This is a genomic window from Cyclonatronum sp. (assembly GCF_022565315.1).
Lineage (GTDB): Bacteria > Bacteroidota > Rhodothermia > Balneolales > Cyclonatronaceae > Cyclonatronum.
On sequence record NZ_JAIUMX010000023.1, the window covers coordinates 1 to 16234 of the forward strand.

The following is a 16234-nucleotide window of genomic DNA, read 5'->3' on the forward strand; positions in this document are numbered from 1 at the left end:
TTGAACTAAAAGGAGAAAGTCTGAGAAATAAACTGTAATTTTGGCAGAACCTCACAGCAGTAACCCAAAACCCGAAGGGGGGTCAATATCACCGGAATAGGGGGTCAGTTTGCTCCGGAATATGCACGCCCCTTCCCCAAACCCACAAACGGCAGAATCGCCGTAAAGGTGATCAACCATTTGGGCGATGAGGTAATGAAGGTTTTTCGAGTGGGGTAGGGTTCAACTGTTAGTTTGAGGTATAAACCTTATCTGAAATGATGTGTATATTGAAAATGAATTAATTAGAACCTCAATTCATCAAACTTTCCGAATTTGCAGATTTCAAAAAATAATAGCCCCTTTCGCTATCCCGGTGGAAAAGCCAGCCTCACTGCGTTTATCGCTGAAATAGCTGAGCTAAACGATTTGCAGGGGGGTAAGTATATGGAGCTTTATGCCGGAGGTGCTGGTGCTGCTATAAACTTGTTGTTTGGGGGTGTATTTAGTCATATCCACATTAATGATTTGGACACAAGAGTGTTTGCAGCTTGGTATGCCATTCTCGAAGAAACAGAAGCGTTTTGCGAGCTAATAATGAATACGCCGGTTTCGATTGAAGAATGGCATAAACAAAAGGACATATTTAAGAAAGGGATAGCTGATGATTATCTGAAACTGGGTTTTGCTACTTTCTTTTTAAATCGAACAAACCGATCTGGAATTATATTTAATGCAGGGCCAATTGGTGGTTTTAGCCAAAAGGGAAACTACAAAATTGATGTCAGATTCAACAAAGCTAAGCTTATAGAAAGAATCAGAAAAATAGCAGGGTTTAAAGATCATATCACACTTACGAACAAAGACGCTTTATCTGTTCTAAAAAATATTAACAGTTTTGCAGCTTCGTCTGAGAAAGTCTTCATTTATCTTGATCCGCCTTACTATAAAAAAGGAGCACATTTGTACATGAACAACTACAGTCATTTAGACCATAAAGCCTTATCAGAAGAGCTGGCAATTTTTGATAAAAAGTATTCGTGGATGGTTTCTTATGACAATGTATCACAAATCCGAAATTTATATCTTGAATATCGAAAATCAACCTTTAATCTGAAGTATTCCCTACAAGAAAAGAAAGAAGGAAGCGAGCTGGTTGTTTTTTCACCAAATATTAATTTGCCAGCAACAATCATAGTAAACAAGCAATCACAGGATTTAAATTTAATCGCTTGAGATATGAAAAAATGGGATATCACTTACATAGAGCCAAACAATTTATTTTTAGATTTTAAAAATCCAAGAATTGCAGAGTTTGGTCACAATGACAAAACACCAGAAAAAGACATCATAAGAAACTTATGGGAAACGATGGGTGTACTGGAAATTGTACTATCCATTAAGGCCAGCGGTTTCTTTACACATGAACCTTTGTTTGTAGTCGAGGAAAACGGAAAGAATATCGTAATTGAAGGTAACAGACGTTTGGCTGCTGTTAAGAGTATTCTTGATCCGAAGCTTGGGGAAGAACTTCATGGAAACAGAAACGTTTTTTTGATATCTGAGGAATATCAAAAAACTCTCGAAAAGCTCCCCGTAATCAAGCTTAATACGCGGGAGGATGCCTGGAAATACATTGGATTTAAGCATATCAACGGTGCTGCTAAATGGGGAAGCTATGCTAAAGCACAATATATATCTCAAATTAAAAGAGAATATGGTGTTTCCTTAACGGAAATAGCTGAACAAATCGGTGATACGTTTAAGACAGTTCAGCGGCTTTATGAAGGACTTCAGGTGATAGAACAGGCAGAAATGCAAAAAGTATTCGATCGTACTGACGTAAAAGGATCTCGTTTATATTTTTCGCACCTTTATACAGGTTTAGGCTATGAAGGTATTCGGGATTATTTGGGTATGGGTGAAGTAGAGTCTGATAACACTCATCCGGTTCCGGAAGAGAAAAAAGAAGAACTCAAACAGCTATTATCCTGGATTTACGGAAGTAAACGAAAGGATATTGAGCCAATTCTTAAGACACAAAATCCGCATCTCCGGTATTTGGATGCCATCTTGAAAAGTAGTGAGGCTGTACACGCTCTCAAGTCTGGCAGTCCGATAGAAGTAGCTTTTGATTTAAGCAGACCAAAAAAAATTACTTTTGAAGAAAGCTTGCTCGACGCAAAACGAGCATTAATGAAAGCACACTCTTATCAAACTGAGGGGTTTGACGGAACCGACTACGGCCTACTAAAGCAAGCTGGTACAATAGCCGAACTTGCAGATGAACTATATGATTTGATGGAATCGAAGTGGAAAGAGCTTGAAAGTAAAGGTTCTAAAAAAAGAAGAATTACTGACAGCGATTAAAACATGTTTAAGTTACCTGATAGTCTTCCAACTACCCGTGATTCAGCTCAAGAATGGGCTGATTATGCAGAGTATTTAGCTATTTTGTATGGTCGTGTATCAATGTATGATCTCTTCCGAAGACCATCAATTATTTCCGATGAAGTAAATGTGAAGGGAATAGAAGATGAAAGCGATAAGTTTAATTTGATTTCAGATACTATTATTCAAGAGATTGACTTTCGGCTTAAGGCTTCAGATAGGAAATATCCATTTCAATTAGAAAGCAATGGGCAGGTAGTAAGTTATAATAGCACAAATACACAAAACTCATTAATTTATACATACTTGCTTTTCTGTACTCGAAATAATATGAGTCAAAATAGACGGTTTGCTGGTATAGATGGTGCTTTAGTGTTCGAGCAGCTTTGTGGAATTGTAGCGCAAAACTATTTTGGACATCCAGCTGAGTATGAAGTTATGGGCACCGGACGTACTTCGAGTGAAAGCTTTAGGGAACAGCTATCTCAAATTGTAAAAAAAATTGGAGAGGGCGGTGTGATAAAGCAAAATCCTGGATTTAGACCACAGGATGACAAAGTTGATGTTATAGCGTGGAAACATTTTGCGGATAGGCAGCCCTCTAAATTAATTGCATTTGGGCAATGTAAAACAGGCACTTCATGGGTAGATTCACTCACACAACTCCAAACTGATATTTTTTGTAATAAATGGTTCACAGATCAACCAGTAGTTGGTGTAATCCGTATGTTTTTTACGGCACAATTTTTTCCTCGTGATCTGTTTCAAATTAGAGCTTATGAAGCTGGGCTTGTTTTTGACAGATTCAGAATAATGAATTACCTCCCTGATCAACTACCTATTGCGCTTATTGATGAAATTGAGGCTTGGGTAAATGGTTTAAAAGAATCACTAAGGTAGTCTGTCTAAATTATTACTAATACCAAATCCTAAAAAAACATTATATACAAATAAATACTACTAAGTATCAGGTTTAATTTTAAGATTTAATACTCCTTCCCATGAAACACTTCGAAGCATACAACCTCGGCCAAATCAAAGAAGCCAGCATCGAACTTGGCGATTTTACGGTGTTTATTGGTCCGCAGGCCAGCGGTAAGAGCATTCTGCTTCAGTTGTTCAAGTTGCTGCTTGATGGGGGTAACATAAGCAAGCAGATGAAAAATCACGGGGTTCAGCTCAAAAATGATGCCCGTGAATTTTTCGATTTATATATGGGTGAAGGTATGGGAAAGATACTGCGTGCTAATTCCCTTATTAAAGCCGATGGCAGGATCGTTGATTTAAGTGACTCCATTAACGGCAAGGAAAACCTACACGACCGGGTCGCCTACGTGCCGGCGCAGCGCGTTCTTGCTATGGCACAAGGGTGGCCAAGGCCTTACTCCGATTTCAGGCTCATGGACCCGTATGTGTTGAAAAGTTTCAGCAGCCGGCTGCAGGTATGGCTGGATTTTGGGGTCAAAAAAGATAGCGGCATGGTTTTTCCGCATCAGGGTATAATGGATAAGGATATTGAGCGCCTCATAAATAAAGCAATTTATGTGAATGCCAGTGTGAATCTTGACCAAAGCTCTCCGCAAATGCGGCTAATGCTCGATACAGGCGAAACCAGGCTTTCTTATATGGGCTGGTCAGCAGGTCAGCGTGAGTTTACACCCTTGTTAATGCAAATCTATTGGCTGCTCCAAAACAGCAATTCCGGTAACATAAAAGGGAAGCATCATCAATTTGTCATAATCGAAGAACCTGAAATGGGGCTTCACCCAATGGCTATTGAAGCGCTTATGCTCAGCTTTTTGGAGCTGATTTCCCGTGGATATAAAGTTATTGTTTCCACACATTCCACAACTATTCTTCAGCTTTGCTGGGCTGTAGGGCTGATGCAGAAAATTAAGGCTGCGCCTGACGACCTGTTTGAACTATTTGGTATTACCCGCAAGTCAACTTCATTAAGGAAGATTTTTGAGAATGTAATTACGCAAGCTACTTTTAATACCTATTACTTCGACCGTAAAGCAGATGGGGTTGTTGTACGAGACATCTCCCGGCTTGACCCCGCCGATGAGGATCAGGGTATGTCTGAATGGGGAGGCTTGACCGCTTTTGGAAGCAAAGCTTCTGAAATCATTTCTAATCTAATCGCTTCGAAAGATGAGTTTTGAGCAGGCCGTTTACAATACAGAAACGCTCGGCAGTTGTATGGAGCGGGGATTGCAGGCTTTAGGCCCGAACTCCGTAAAAATTAAGGCTGAAATACCGAGACAGATTGATGGAAGCGTAGATTTAGACAGCTGTGTCTCAGGCAACTACCCCAACGATTCAAGATGGGATTACATAATCGGGTATAATGGTGAGGCCTATTTTATTGAGGTCCACCCGGCTCAGTCAGCACATGTAAATGAGGTGATCAAAAAGCTGGATTGGTTAAAGTCCTGGCTGAACGCGCATGCACCTGAACTAAACAGAATTAAAGCTGCCGACCGGCCTTTCAGGTGGGTTGCAACAAGCAACGTACATATTATCAAAGGGAGTCCGCAGGCACTGCGCCTTGCACAAAGTGGTTTGGCCTTCCCCGAAAAAATTACTCGAATAAAATAGATTCCCTCCCATGCAATTCCTCCTCGCCGATACCTTTACCGACAGCCTGAGCAAGCTCACCAATGATGAGCAAAAGGCCGTTAAGACAACGGTATTTGATCTTCAGGTAGATCCGGCGCATCCGGCCATTCAGCTGCACCGCATCGACCGGGTTAAGGACAAAGGGTTTTGGTCGGCCCGGGTTTCGCGGGATATTCGCCTGATTGTTCACAAATCACGTTCGAGTATGCTGGTCTGCTATGTGGACCATCACGATAAGGCCTACGACTGGGCCTCACGCAGAAAACTGGAGCGGCACCCCAAAACAGGTGCAGCGCAAATGGTGCTTATCCGGGAGCGGATTGAAGAAGTGAAGATCACCCAATATGTGGAAACAGAAGCTCCTCAGCATCGCCCGCTTCAACACGCTGATACCGAGAAACTGTTGGCGTACGGAATCCCCCAAGATTGGATCGAAGATGTTATCAACGCCACTGAGGACGGCCTGCTCGAGCTTGCTGAACTTTTGCCCGCAGAAGCGGCTGAAGCCCTGCTCACCCTTGCTACCGGTAATGAACCGGAACAGCCTGTTCAGCATACCGCTGATGAAAACCCGTTTGAGCATCCTGATGCAAAACGGCGGTTCCGAATCATGGAAAACATCGAAGAGCTTCAGCTTGCGCTGGATTATCCATGGGAAAAATGGTCTGTGTTTCTGCATCCCGCACAGCTTGAAACCGTGCAGCAAAATTTCAACGGTCCGGCACGGGTGTCCGGCTCAGCAGGTACCGGCAAAACCATTGTTGCCCTGCACCGTGCCGTTTGGCTGGCGGAACAAAACCCGGATGCCCGCATTCTGCTCACCACTTTTTCCGGCATTTTGGCGTCGGCCCTCGAAGTGAAGCTGAACAGGCTCATCAGCAGCAGGCCGCGGCTGAAAGAGCGCATAGAGGTGCACGCTTTGCCTGAGCTTGCCTTGCGGCTGCATGCAAGTATTTTTAAGCCTGTAAAGCTTGCAGAGGAAGATTATATCGCAACGCTTATTGCCGAAGCCGCTGCGAGAAGTGAGGCACAGCCCTTCAGGAAAGCTTTTCTGATGGATGAATGGCGGGATGTTGCCGATGCTTGGCAGCTCAGCAGCTGGGAAGAATACCGCGATGTACTCCGTACCGGCCGGAAAACACGGCTCCCCGAAAACCGGCGGCGCGAAATATGGACGATTTTTGAACAGGTGCACCAACGGCTCAGCAACGAAGGGCTTACAAGCCTTAATGCGGTCTATAAAACGCTTGAACAAACCTATGCCACTAAGAGCCGCTTCCCATACGATTTTGTGCTTGTAGATGAGTCACAGGATATCAGTGTAGCACAGTTGCGGTTTTTATCGAAGCTCAGCAGCGTACCCAACGCCCTGTTCTTTGCCGGCGACCTTGGTCAGCGTATTTTCCGGCAGCCTTTTTCATGGAAATCACTGGGTGTTGATATCCGGGGCCGATCCCGCACGCTGCACATCAACTACCGCACCTCACATCAGATCAGGTCACAGGCCGATTTGCTGCTCGGCCCTGAAGTATCAGATGTTGACGGCAATACTGAAAAACGCAACCGGACGGTTTCTGTATTCAACAGCCAAAAACCACAGATACTGATCTTTGGATCCGATTCTGAAGAGCAGAAAGCGGTTGCAAAATGGATTCAGGATAAACTCGATAACGGAGTAAAGGCCACAGAAATCGGTTTGTTTACCCGCACTATGGATGAACTAAACCGCGCGGAAGCCGCAGTGAAGGCCGCCGGAGTTCCCTACACCGTACTAAGCGACGCGGTTCGGGAAAGTCGCGGGATAACCCTCAGCAGTATGCACCTTGCAAAAGGCCTCGAATTCCGTGCCGTAGCGGTTATGGCCTGTGATGATGAAATTATCCCGCTCCAATCCCGCATTGAGCGCAACACCGATGAAGCCGGTCTGGAAGAGATTTACAACACCGAACGACACCTGCTCTACGTAGCCTGCACCCGCGCCCGTGATTACCTGCTCGTAACAGCAACCGAGCCGGAATCAGAGTTCCTGGATGATTTGCGTGGGACGTAGCTGCGTAATAGTACATCCATCCCAACTGTACGGATGTCTTTTCGGAACGGCAGCAGGGTTTAAATTTCCGCGCCCTCAGATTCAAAGGATGTCAATGGCCCCGGGGATATAACCGGCGCGGCAGGCCGCGCCGGGCTTGGTGGGGAGATGACGGAGGGTACCCGAAAAAACCTCCAAGGTTTTTGAAACCTTGGAGGTTTGTCGCATGTCCGCGAAATAACATCACCGCAAAGACCTGACAGGTTTTGAAAACCTGTCAGGTCTGGCTCACAAAAAAATCCGCGGAAATCCGGCCCAATCCGCAAAATCCGCGTGCCATTATCGCGGTCTGCGGTCTCCGGTCTCCGGGACAATCCGCGGGCCGCCATACGCGGAAATGTGTTGGCAACTTAGGTTGGTTTCTAATATCTTAGTCATATAATGTAATATCAAACATTTTAATTATCTATTACCTTTATTCCTCACTTCTGCCTGCGGGGGGCTACTGCGGCAATAAGTATTCAGGATTCAGTACTCAATATTCAGACTTCCTTTTTACATCTTCCCCATAAACGCCCGGATAGCAAACGGCTCCGGAATCGCACATTACCTCTTTTTTGGGTTTAATCAGCCGGTACAGGCCTTTTGTGTTCAGCATTAATGTACCTGTACTTTAATCCACCGGCTGCTCTGGTAAAGCCCCTACAGCTTTAAAATTTATAAGCTAAGCTTCAGTCCTCATCTGTCTGTGATACAGGGTATTTTCTGAAGCTTTTTTAATCGCAACCTGGTGTCGAAACGACACACAAATCAGGGATTTAATATATGGCCAACCGAATACGACCTCTTCTTGCCGGCTTTCTTTGTTTGATGCTTTTGCCGGTTCATGCACTGGCTTTACAGCAAAGCAGCCTTCAGCAAGCCGATTTTGATATTGTTTTTACCGTTGCCGATGCAGCGGGCAATACGGTAAACCTTACGATCGGGACAGCGGCCGATGCCACAACCGGCTACGATCCGCAGTACGATTTATTTGCGCCCCCGCCGGGGCCGGCCGGCACTTTCGATGCCCGCATTACTTTTGAGGATGAAGATTACTTCACCTTTTTCCAGCCTACTACAGTGGAACAAACGGTCTGGCCCATGCAGCTGCGGCCTTCATCGGGTAACAGCCCCGTAACCCTGAGCTGGAACAATGCGACCTTTCCTTCAGAGGGAAACGTTCTGCTGGCGCTCTCAGACGGCGGCATCATCAACCTGCGGAATCAGTCGGAGCTGGTTTTTACAGCATCCGGCTTTTCGTTTTTTACCGTGATCTACAGTCTGGCAGCCGACGATCCCGTGCCGGGGCCCTTCAGCCTTTTATCTCCGCCTGACGGCTCCACGCTTATCACCATCCCCGGTGATGACACCGAAGTTAGTATCAGCTGGGAGCTTTCGGAGAATGCTGAAACCTATACCTGGCTGCTTGATTTTCAGAACAGCGATTTCAGCGCCCCGATTGCCGAAATTCCTTCCGATAACGGCGGCACGGCCCCTAACCTCACCCTTAGCCTGGGCGCCGTTGATGCCCTGCTGGCCGAAAACGGCCTTGAGCCGGGTCAGAGCCTCAATACCGTTTGGACCGTGCGTGCTTCTGTGGGGGATGAAATCACGCTTGCTGAAATCCCCTTTGCGCTCACCCTCATCCGTGGCGCCGCAGAGGTTTCCGCAGAGCCGGAAGCCCTGTTTTTTGAACTCGATGAACTGAGTGAGGGCACCCAAACCATCACCCTAAACAACAGCGGTCAGATTGATGCTGTCCTGAGTGTTTCAGCTGAGGCAGCCGATGCGGGCAGCTGGCTTTCGGCATCTGTTGCCGAAGTTGTGGTTCCGGCGGGGGGCACCGCCTCCGTTGAGGTATCTGCCGATGCTTCGGCCGGTTCGCTTCAACCCGGCAGCTACACAGGAACCATCATGTTCAGCGGCGAAGGCACCGACCTGCAGCTGCCGGTCAGTCTTGAAGTCATTCCCCTCGTGCCGGCTGCGTTCAGCCTGCTCACCCCCGCCAACGGTACCGCGCTAACAACCATACCCGGCAGTGAAGAGGAAGTCGTAATCAGCTGGGAAGCTTCGGCTAATGCGCAGACCTACACCTGGCTGCTTACAACTGAAGACGGCAGCTTTGACGACCCGCTTCTGAGCGAACAAACCGGGGACACTTCCCTCACCCTAACCGTAGGCGCCCTTGATGCGCTGCTTTCGGAGCTTGGAAATGAGCCGGAAAGTGCGTTGCTGCAATGGACGGTACGCGCGCAGCGGTTTGATGAGGTTACGGAAGCACAAAACGGGCCCTTCACGCTCTTTCTTGAGCGCGCCGCTGCTTCCATTGAGGTGGATCCGCTGGAAATAAGCTTCAGCCTGGAACCCGGCGAAACCGGTGAAGCGGAAGTCACCATCACCAATACCGGGCCGGTTCAGCTGAGCGGCAGCATCAGTACGGATGCGGCATGGCTTTCGGCCGGGGAAGAAAGCTTCTCCCTCGAGCCTGCTGAAGCACTGACCGTAAGCCTCACAGCCGATGCAGGCGGACTTTCCCCCGGCATGTATGAAGCCGAGCTGCTGATTTCGAGCAATGCTGCGGAAGGTGGTGAAGTATCGATAAGCGTGCAGCTCGAAGTGCTGCCTGATACCGGTACCAACCCGGCCGAACATCCTTTGGAATTTACCCTCAGCCAGAATTATCCCAACCCTTTCAACCCCGTAACGGTGATCGAATACGCCCTGCCGGAAGCAGCTGAGGTACGCCTCGAAGTTTTTAACCTCACCGGTGAACGGGTAGCCGTACTCGTGAGCGGTCAGCAGGCGGCGGGGCATCACAGCGTACAATTCGATGCCGGCAGCCTTTCTTCAGGCATCTTTCTGTACCGCATACAGGCCGGCAGTTTCATGCAAACGCGCAAGATGATGCTGGTGAAATAAACTTTTACGGGAGGAGGTCTCTCCCCTTTCATCCGACCCACTGAATCCTGACCAACCTCCCGATGCCCCGCCCTCAGAAAGCAGGCTGCACGCTATTGGCCTGTCTGCATCAGGTGTGCGGGAAATTTCAGATCCTGCCGTATCCCGTTTTTTCAGTAACCCCAAAAGATCAGACCTATGAAAAAGTACAAACAAGCTACCGTCAGTTTTATAACGGCCGTTTCCGCATTGCTGCTGCTTATGCTACAGTTTGGCGCAGCAGCCGTATGGGCGCAGGGTGATGCCGCATCACCGGGCGCGGAACAGCAGATCGAGCGCGCTTACATTAGCGGAATTGGTGAAATTGAGTTTTTCAGCAATGAGCTGGTTGTTGAGTTTGCGCCCGGCGTGCTGAGCGCCGATGTCGCGATGCTGCAGGAGCAGCTTGGCGTAGCTTCGGTTACAGAGCTCACGCTCATCAATGCCGAGCACTGGACCTTCCGCAACGGCAACGTGCAGCAGGCGCTTGATATGCTAAACAGCCGCGCCGATGTGGTGTATGCCGAGCCAAACTTTGCGTACCGTATCCCCGACGTAATCCGGGATTATTCTTTTGATGAAACTATAGAGCGTTTGCAGACGACGCCCAACGATCCGGGATTTAATCAGCTTTGGGGCCTGCACAATACGGGGCAGAGCGGCGGAACCCCCGGAGCAGATATTTCTGCACTGCAGGCATGGGGAATCACAACAGGTTCCTCTGATCTGATTGTGGCCGTTTTTGATTCCGGAATAAGAAGCACGCACCCGGATCTTGTTGATAACCTTTGGTTTGACAGTAACGGGAACCCCGGCGCGAGCTTTCTTGGGGATACCCCCGAAGACCTGAACGGACACGGCACACACGTAGCCGGTACCATAGGAGCGGTTGGTAACAATGCGGTCGGTGTTACGGGGGTAAACTGGAACGTGAGCCTGATGAACATAAAAATCTGCGGTCTGAACGGCGCCAATACCTGTAACGGCGCTGCCATCGTACAGGGCCTGCAGTATGCGCTTGAAAATGGTGCGGTAATGTCGAACCACAGCTGGGGCGGCCCAAACTTCTCGCAGGCCGCGTTTAATGCTATCAATGCCGCCGGACAGGCAGGACACTTTGTAATCGCAGCCGCAGGAAACAACGGCTCCAACAACGACAATCAGAATTTCTATCCGGCCGGTTACAACCTGCCGAACGTGATGGCTGTTGCCAGCTCTACGCGCACGGATCAGCGCAGCGGGTTTTCCAACTTTGGCGCAAATACGGTGCACGTAGCGGCCCCGGGTTCTGAAATTTTGAGCACCTACATTAACAGCAGCGGCTATGCAACCCTTTCCGGCACTTCTATGGCAAGCCCGCATGCAGCCGGCCTGGCGGCTCTGATAAAATCGGTAGAACCGGGCCTGAGTCCGCAACAGATCCGCACAAGGATTATGGAAAACGTTGATCCGGTACCTGCGTTTGCGAACAACACCATAGCCGGCGGACGCATAAATGCGTTCAGCAGTCTTCAGCAGTCACAGGGGCCGGTCATTTCAACTTCTGCTCCCTCTTTCAGTTTTTCTGTGCAGGCCGGTAGCAGCGCAACGCAAAACTTTACGGTCAGCAACACGGGCAGCGAAAACCTTCAGGTAAACCTTTCCGCCACTTTCGGCAGCGCCCGCGCTTTTGATGATGAGGGGATTCTGATTGCAGCTACAGACAGCATTGTGAGTTCTGAACCGGATACCTACGGCCTCACGCTAAACGCAGGCCTCACTGAGGGATCTGAACCTATGAGCGATGTGCTCGGCGTAAACCCGGCCTCGCTTAACATTGCACCCGGAAACACGGCTACAGTAACCATAAGCCTGAACGCAGCGTCCCTTACATCCGGAAGCTACTCGGGGAGCATCGTTCTTTCATCCAACGCTGTAAACAACCCGAACCTGAGCCTTCCGGTGAGCATCAGCGTGAGCCCGGAGGGCGAACAGCTTGTACTGTGGCAGCAGAACCGGTCCGGCACCGGCGGCATTGTTTCCGGTACTTTTGAGGGCATAAACACAGCCGTTTACAGTTCTGACGATTTCCAGATCAGTCAGACCGCTGTGCTTGGCTCCATTTCAACAGTCGGGTTTCAGAACAATCAGAACTTCATTGAAGACATTCTGATGGGCTATCAGCTGTTTATTTTTGAGGATGATTCCGGAGCCCCATCCGGCAGCCCCGCAATAAATGGGAGCTGGCTTTACGCAATTGAGGTGCCCGCATCTGATGGGCGCCTTTCTGTAGATCAGGATGCCAATAATTACACCATCACACTGGATGTTTCATCCCTGAACTGGGCCCTTGAGCCCGGCAGATACTGGCTGGCTGCTGCCCCCGTGCAGAATATGTCAAGCCTTGACGGGTCAAGCCGCTGGAACTGGGCGCAGGGAGAGCAGAATTTCGGCGAACCGCAGCTGATCGACCCTGATAATAATTTCGGGGCCGGCGCGGTAAACTGGACTCCGCTGTCACAGCTGGGGATAAACTGGAATCCGGCGGGCCTCACCTTCACCATTACGGGCACACCGGGTTCAGGTACCCCGGCACCTGCAATCTCGGTATCGCCTTCCGAGCTTAATTTTGCCGTGCAATCGGGCAGCAGTGCGAACAAGAACATGACCGTTACCAATACCGGAAGCGGTACGCTTGAAGTGAGTTTAACAACCGCCTTCGGATCTGCCCGTGCTTTTGACGAGCAGGGCAATCTGATTGCTTTTGCCAATAGTGTGGACGACACCCCCAACGGTTCAGGCGAAAGACAGCTTACTGCCGCAGTTAGCTCCGCCTCTCAGCTGATGAGCGATGTGCTCGGCGTAAACCCGGCAACGCTCAGCCTTGAGGCCGGAAGCTCTGCAACGGTTACCGTTAGCCTGAATGCGGGCTCTCTGAGTGCCGGAAACTATACAGGCAATATCACCCTGGTTTCGAACGCGGTTAACAGCCCGGAACTGAATGTGCCTGTTTCCGTTACCATAAGTCCGGAAGGGGAAGAAATTGTCCTTTTTGATCAGTCCGGCAATAACATTACAAGCGGAATCCTTGCCATTTATGACCTCGACGGCCCCGAAACATGGGCGGTTGAAGCAGCTGATGATTTCAATATACCAGCAGGGCAAACCTGGAGTATCACTACCGTTGAAGCTTTTGGTTTTTATGGTGACCTGAACAATGAGCCGGCGTTTGTTAACGTGTACTTCTACGCCGACACCGGCGGGCGACCGGCTGACACACCGGTAACCGGCTTCTTTGAGGCTGCCGTAACTTCATCGGCAAACGGTACTATACTGGTTCAGCTCCCTGAGCCGGTACAGCTTGAAAGCGGCACCTGGTGGGTATCCGTTTCGCCACATATGGACTACTTCGGCGACGGTCGCTGGTTATGGTTTGGCAATGAATCCGCCAACGGAGCTCAGTTTCACTGGCGAAACCCGGGCGGCGGTTACGGAATAGCCGATCAGTGGACCCCGCGCGACGGTACGTTCCCGAATTTCCCGGTACAGGATCTGGCCTTTAAAGTGATTGGTACCTTAGGCGGCACCCCCGGACCGGGCGACCCTGACTTCACGACGGTGATAGCCGTTTCGGATGCGGGCAGCAATTCCGTGAATCTCACCATCGGTACAGCAGCTGATGCAACGGACGGTTTCGACCCGCAATACGATCTGTTCGCACCGCCTCCGGGTCCGGCGGGCACCTTCGATGCGCGCATCAGTTTTGAAGATGAAGACTACTTCACCTTCTTCCGGCCTACCACAACCGATCAGACCGTATGGCCGGTACAGGTGCGACCTTCAAGCGGCAACGCGCCGGTTACCCTAAGCTGGAACCCGGCAAGCCTGGCTGAAGAAGGCTTCTTCCTGCTGAGCGGCAGCGGCGTTAACGTAAATATGCGCGAACAAAACACGGTGCAGGTTGAAGGCAGCGGTTTCCGGGCGCTCACCATCACCCACAGCCTGAGTGCCGAAACCGAAGTGAGCTACCTGGCCGGCTGGAACCTCGTTGGGATGGCTTTTGACATGCCGCACGACAACTATGCAGAAGTTTTCACCGGCGCACTGGCCAACACCCTTTTCGGCTTCGACGGTACCTACACCCTGCGCGAAACCCTCGATATGGGCGACGGCTACTGGCTGCGCTACAGCGAGGCTGCAACAGAAGTGTTTACCGGCATGCCGGAAGGCAACATATCTGTTGAACTGCGCGAAAGCTGGAACCTGATTTCAGGGCACGGCGGCTGCGACGGTCCTTGCGGAATTACCGATCCTGCGGGCATCATCATACCCGGTACCCTGTTCGGTTTCGACGGCTCGTACTTTCAGGCTGATGCCCTGGATACAGGCAAGGGCTACTGGGTACGCACCGATGCAGCGGGCAGTATCGGCATTGGCGCAGCGGCAGCCAATGCAGCCCCGCTGAGCGTAAGCCCCGAAGGTCTCGACGCCTATGCCGTACTCCGTTTCAGCACGCCGCAGGGCGCAAGCCGCGAGCTGCTCATGGGCGCTGAAACGGCCGAACGCACGCATCCGCTGCAGTACACCCTGCCCCCGCTGCCGCCCGTCGGCGCCTTTGATGTACGCTTTAGCGGAGATTACTGGCTGACCGACGAGACTTCAGCTATCGCGGAGCTGCGCACCGGCAGCGAGCCGGCAGAACTCAGCTTCACAGCCGGACACGCAAATGCCGGGCTGGAAGCCGTGCTGCTGCGTGAAGGAGAAATCATCAGTACACACTGGCTCGAAGACGGTACAAGCCTGATGTTAGGCGCTGAGGTTACCGAAGTACAGCTCACCTTAGCTGCTACTACCTCCGTACCCGACGAAACACCGGCTGAGTTCGCGCTGAAGCAAAACTACCCGAACCCCTTCAACCCGAATACGCTCATTGAGTACGCCCTGCCGGAAGCAGCGGATGTCCGCCTGGAAGTGTTTAACCTCACAGGGCAGCTCGTAGCCGTACTCGTAAACGGACAGCAGGCCGCAGGCCGGCACAGCGTCAGTTTCGATGCCGGAAGGCTGTCAAGCGGCATGTACATTTACCGCCTGCAGGCCGGCAGCTTCGTGCAAACCCGCAAAATGATGCTGCTTAAATAAACCCGCGATGCTTAAAAGCTGACAGCTCCCCAAGCATCAAAAAAAAAGTAGCAGACCAATACCCTTCTCAGCGTCAGTCTCCCGAATCACCTTTTGGCATCGGGGGGCTGGCGCTGTTTTATTTGGGACATTCTTAAGCCGGCCTTCATAAGAGATCCGGATTGACATCCGCAACCTGGTGCAAACCTCCAAGGTTTTTGAAACCTTGGAGGTTTGTCGTAGCGGAAATCCGGCCCGATCCGCAAAATTCCCGTGCTATTTCAAAGCTTGGATCTCCCCAACCGTCATCCCGGAAACGCCCGCTTTGTGTCTTTAAACTGACACCGAAGCCGACGGCGTTATCCGGGACCTACCAGCTTATTCCCGTCGCGATGCCGGCAGCAGGTTTGGTGCGTGGTGCAAACCTCCGGGGCTTTTGAAACCTTGGAGGTTTGTCGTATATCCGCGAAATAACATCACCGCAAATTCCTGGCCGATCCGGGAAACCCACTTGGAATCTCATCCCGTGATACTTCGTCGCCGCATCGCTGCAAAGACCTGACAGGTTTTGAAAACCTGTCAGGTCTGGCTCACAAAAAAATCCGCGGAAATCCGACCCGATCCACAAAATCCGCAGGCCATTTTCGCCGCAGACCTCATCCCATCCCCTCTCCTGAAAAATACCACGATGCCTTACAGAGCTGGTCTTCAGGAGAGGGGCTTTTTATTTCGGAGTGGTTTTGGGTTTCGGGGCCGGAGTTGCCAGATCCTTCGACTCCGCTGCGCTGCGCTCAGGATGACAAGCTACACGACGGGAGAGCGGCGCGGCAGGCCGCGCCGCGGGGGTGGGGAGATGGCGGCGGCTGCAGGAAAAACCTCCAAGGTTTTTGAAACCTTGGAGGTTTGTCGTAGCAAAAATCCGGCCCAACCAGAAAAATTCGCAGTCCATTTCAAAGCTTGGATCTCCCCTACCGTCATCCCGGAAACGCCCGCTTTGTGTCTTTAAACTGACACCGAAAACGACGGCGTTATCCGGGACCTACCAGCTTATTCTCGTCACGATGCCGGCAGCAGGAAGTGTGAGTGGTGCACCTGTTTGGAAGTACCGGTACTTGGTTGCACTTCATCTCACATTGC

8 protein-coding genes are annotated in these 16234 nt (G+C 50.4%); all 8 read left to right on the forward strand.

Annotation, left to right across the window (positions count from 1 at the left end; genetic code table 11):
- Nucleotides 1-315: 315 nt before the first annotated feature.
- Nucleotides 316-1215, forward strand: a complete 900-nt coding sequence (locus LAT75_RS05845) for a DNA adenine methylase (RefSeq protein ID WP_291481698.1) — start codon at nucleotides 316-318, stop codon at nucleotides 1213-1215.
- Nucleotides 1216-1218: 3 nt separating this feature from the next.
- Entirely contained in the window at nucleotides 1219-2349 is a 1131-nt protein-coding gene (locus LAT75_RS05850; protein ID WP_291481699.1) for a hypothetical protein, read from the forward strand.
- Between the two features lie 3 nt (nucleotides 2350-2352).
- Nucleotides 2353-3270 carry a hypothetical protein gene (locus LAT75_RS05855; RefSeq protein ID WP_291481700.1) on the forward strand — a complete coding sequence of 306 codons (918 nt, stop codon included), beginning with the start codon at nucleotides 2353-2355 and terminating at the stop codon, nucleotides 3268-3270.
- A gap of 101 nt (nucleotides 3271-3371) precedes the next feature.
- Complete coding sequence (locus LAT75_RS05860) at nucleotides 3372-4535, forward strand: AAA family ATPase (RefSeq protein WP_291481701.1); 1164 nt, start codon at nucleotides 3372-3374, stop codon at nucleotides 4533-4535.
- Nucleotides 4525-4971: a hypothetical protein gene (locus LAT75_RS05865; RefSeq protein WP_291481702.1), complete on the forward strand. Its 447-nt coding sequence runs from the start codon at nucleotides 4525-4527 to the stop codon at nucleotides 4969-4971. The genes LAT75_RS05860 and LAT75_RS05865 overlap by 11 nt, the downstream gene beginning before the upstream one ends.
- A gap of 10 nt (nucleotides 4972-4981) precedes the next feature.
- Nucleotides 4982-7042: a 3'-5' exonuclease gene (locus LAT75_RS05870; RefSeq protein WP_291481703.1), complete on the forward strand. Its 2061-nt coding sequence runs from the start codon at nucleotides 4982-4984 to the stop codon at nucleotides 7040-7042.
- Nucleotides 7043-7846: 804 nt separating this feature from the next.
- A complete protein-coding gene (locus LAT75_RS05875) occupies nucleotides 7847-9982 on the forward strand; it encodes a SusE domain-containing protein (protein ID WP_291481704.1) in 2136 nt (711 codons plus the stop codon).
- Nucleotides 9983-10159: 177 nt separating this feature from the next.
- The gene (locus tag LAT75_RS05880) at nucleotides 10160-15118 is read left to right on the forward strand and encodes a S8 family serine peptidase (protein ID WP_291481705.1); all 4959 of its coding nucleotides are present in this window, start codon (nucleotides 10160-10162) and stop codon (nucleotides 15116-15118) included.
- The last annotated feature ends 1116 nt before the right edge of the window (nucleotides 15119-16234 follow it).

What these genes read in the sequence shown, in the direction of transcription:
- LAT75_RS05850 (WP_291481699.1), top strand. Translation starts at nt 1,219, where the DNA reads ATGAAAAAATGGGATATCACTTACATAGAGCCAAACAATTTATTTTTA.
- LAT75_RS05855 (WP_291481700.1), top strand. Translation starts at nt 2,353, where the DNA reads ATGTTTAAGTTACCTGATAGTCTTCCAACTACCCGTGATTCAGCTCAA.
- LAT75_RS05860 (WP_291481701.1), top strand. Translation starts at nt 3,372, where the DNA reads ATGAAACACTTCGAAGCATACAACCTCGGCCAAATCAAAGAAGCCAGC.
- LAT75_RS05865 (WP_291481702.1), top strand. Translation starts at nt 4,525, where the DNA reads ATGAGTTTTGAGCAGGCCGTTTACAATACAGAAACGCTCGGCAGTTGT.
- LAT75_RS05870 (WP_291481703.1), top strand. Translation starts at nt 4,982, where the DNA reads ATGCAATTCCTCCTCGCCGATACCTTTACCGACAGCCTGAGCAAGCTC.
- LAT75_RS05875 (WP_291481704.1), top strand. Translation starts at nt 7,847, where the DNA reads ATGGCCAACCGAATACGACCTCTTCTTGCCGGCTTTCTTTGTTTGATG.
- LAT75_RS05880 (WP_291481705.1), top strand. Translation starts at nt 10,160, where the DNA reads ATGAAAAAGTACAAACAAGCTACCGTCAGTTTTATAACGGCCGTTTCC.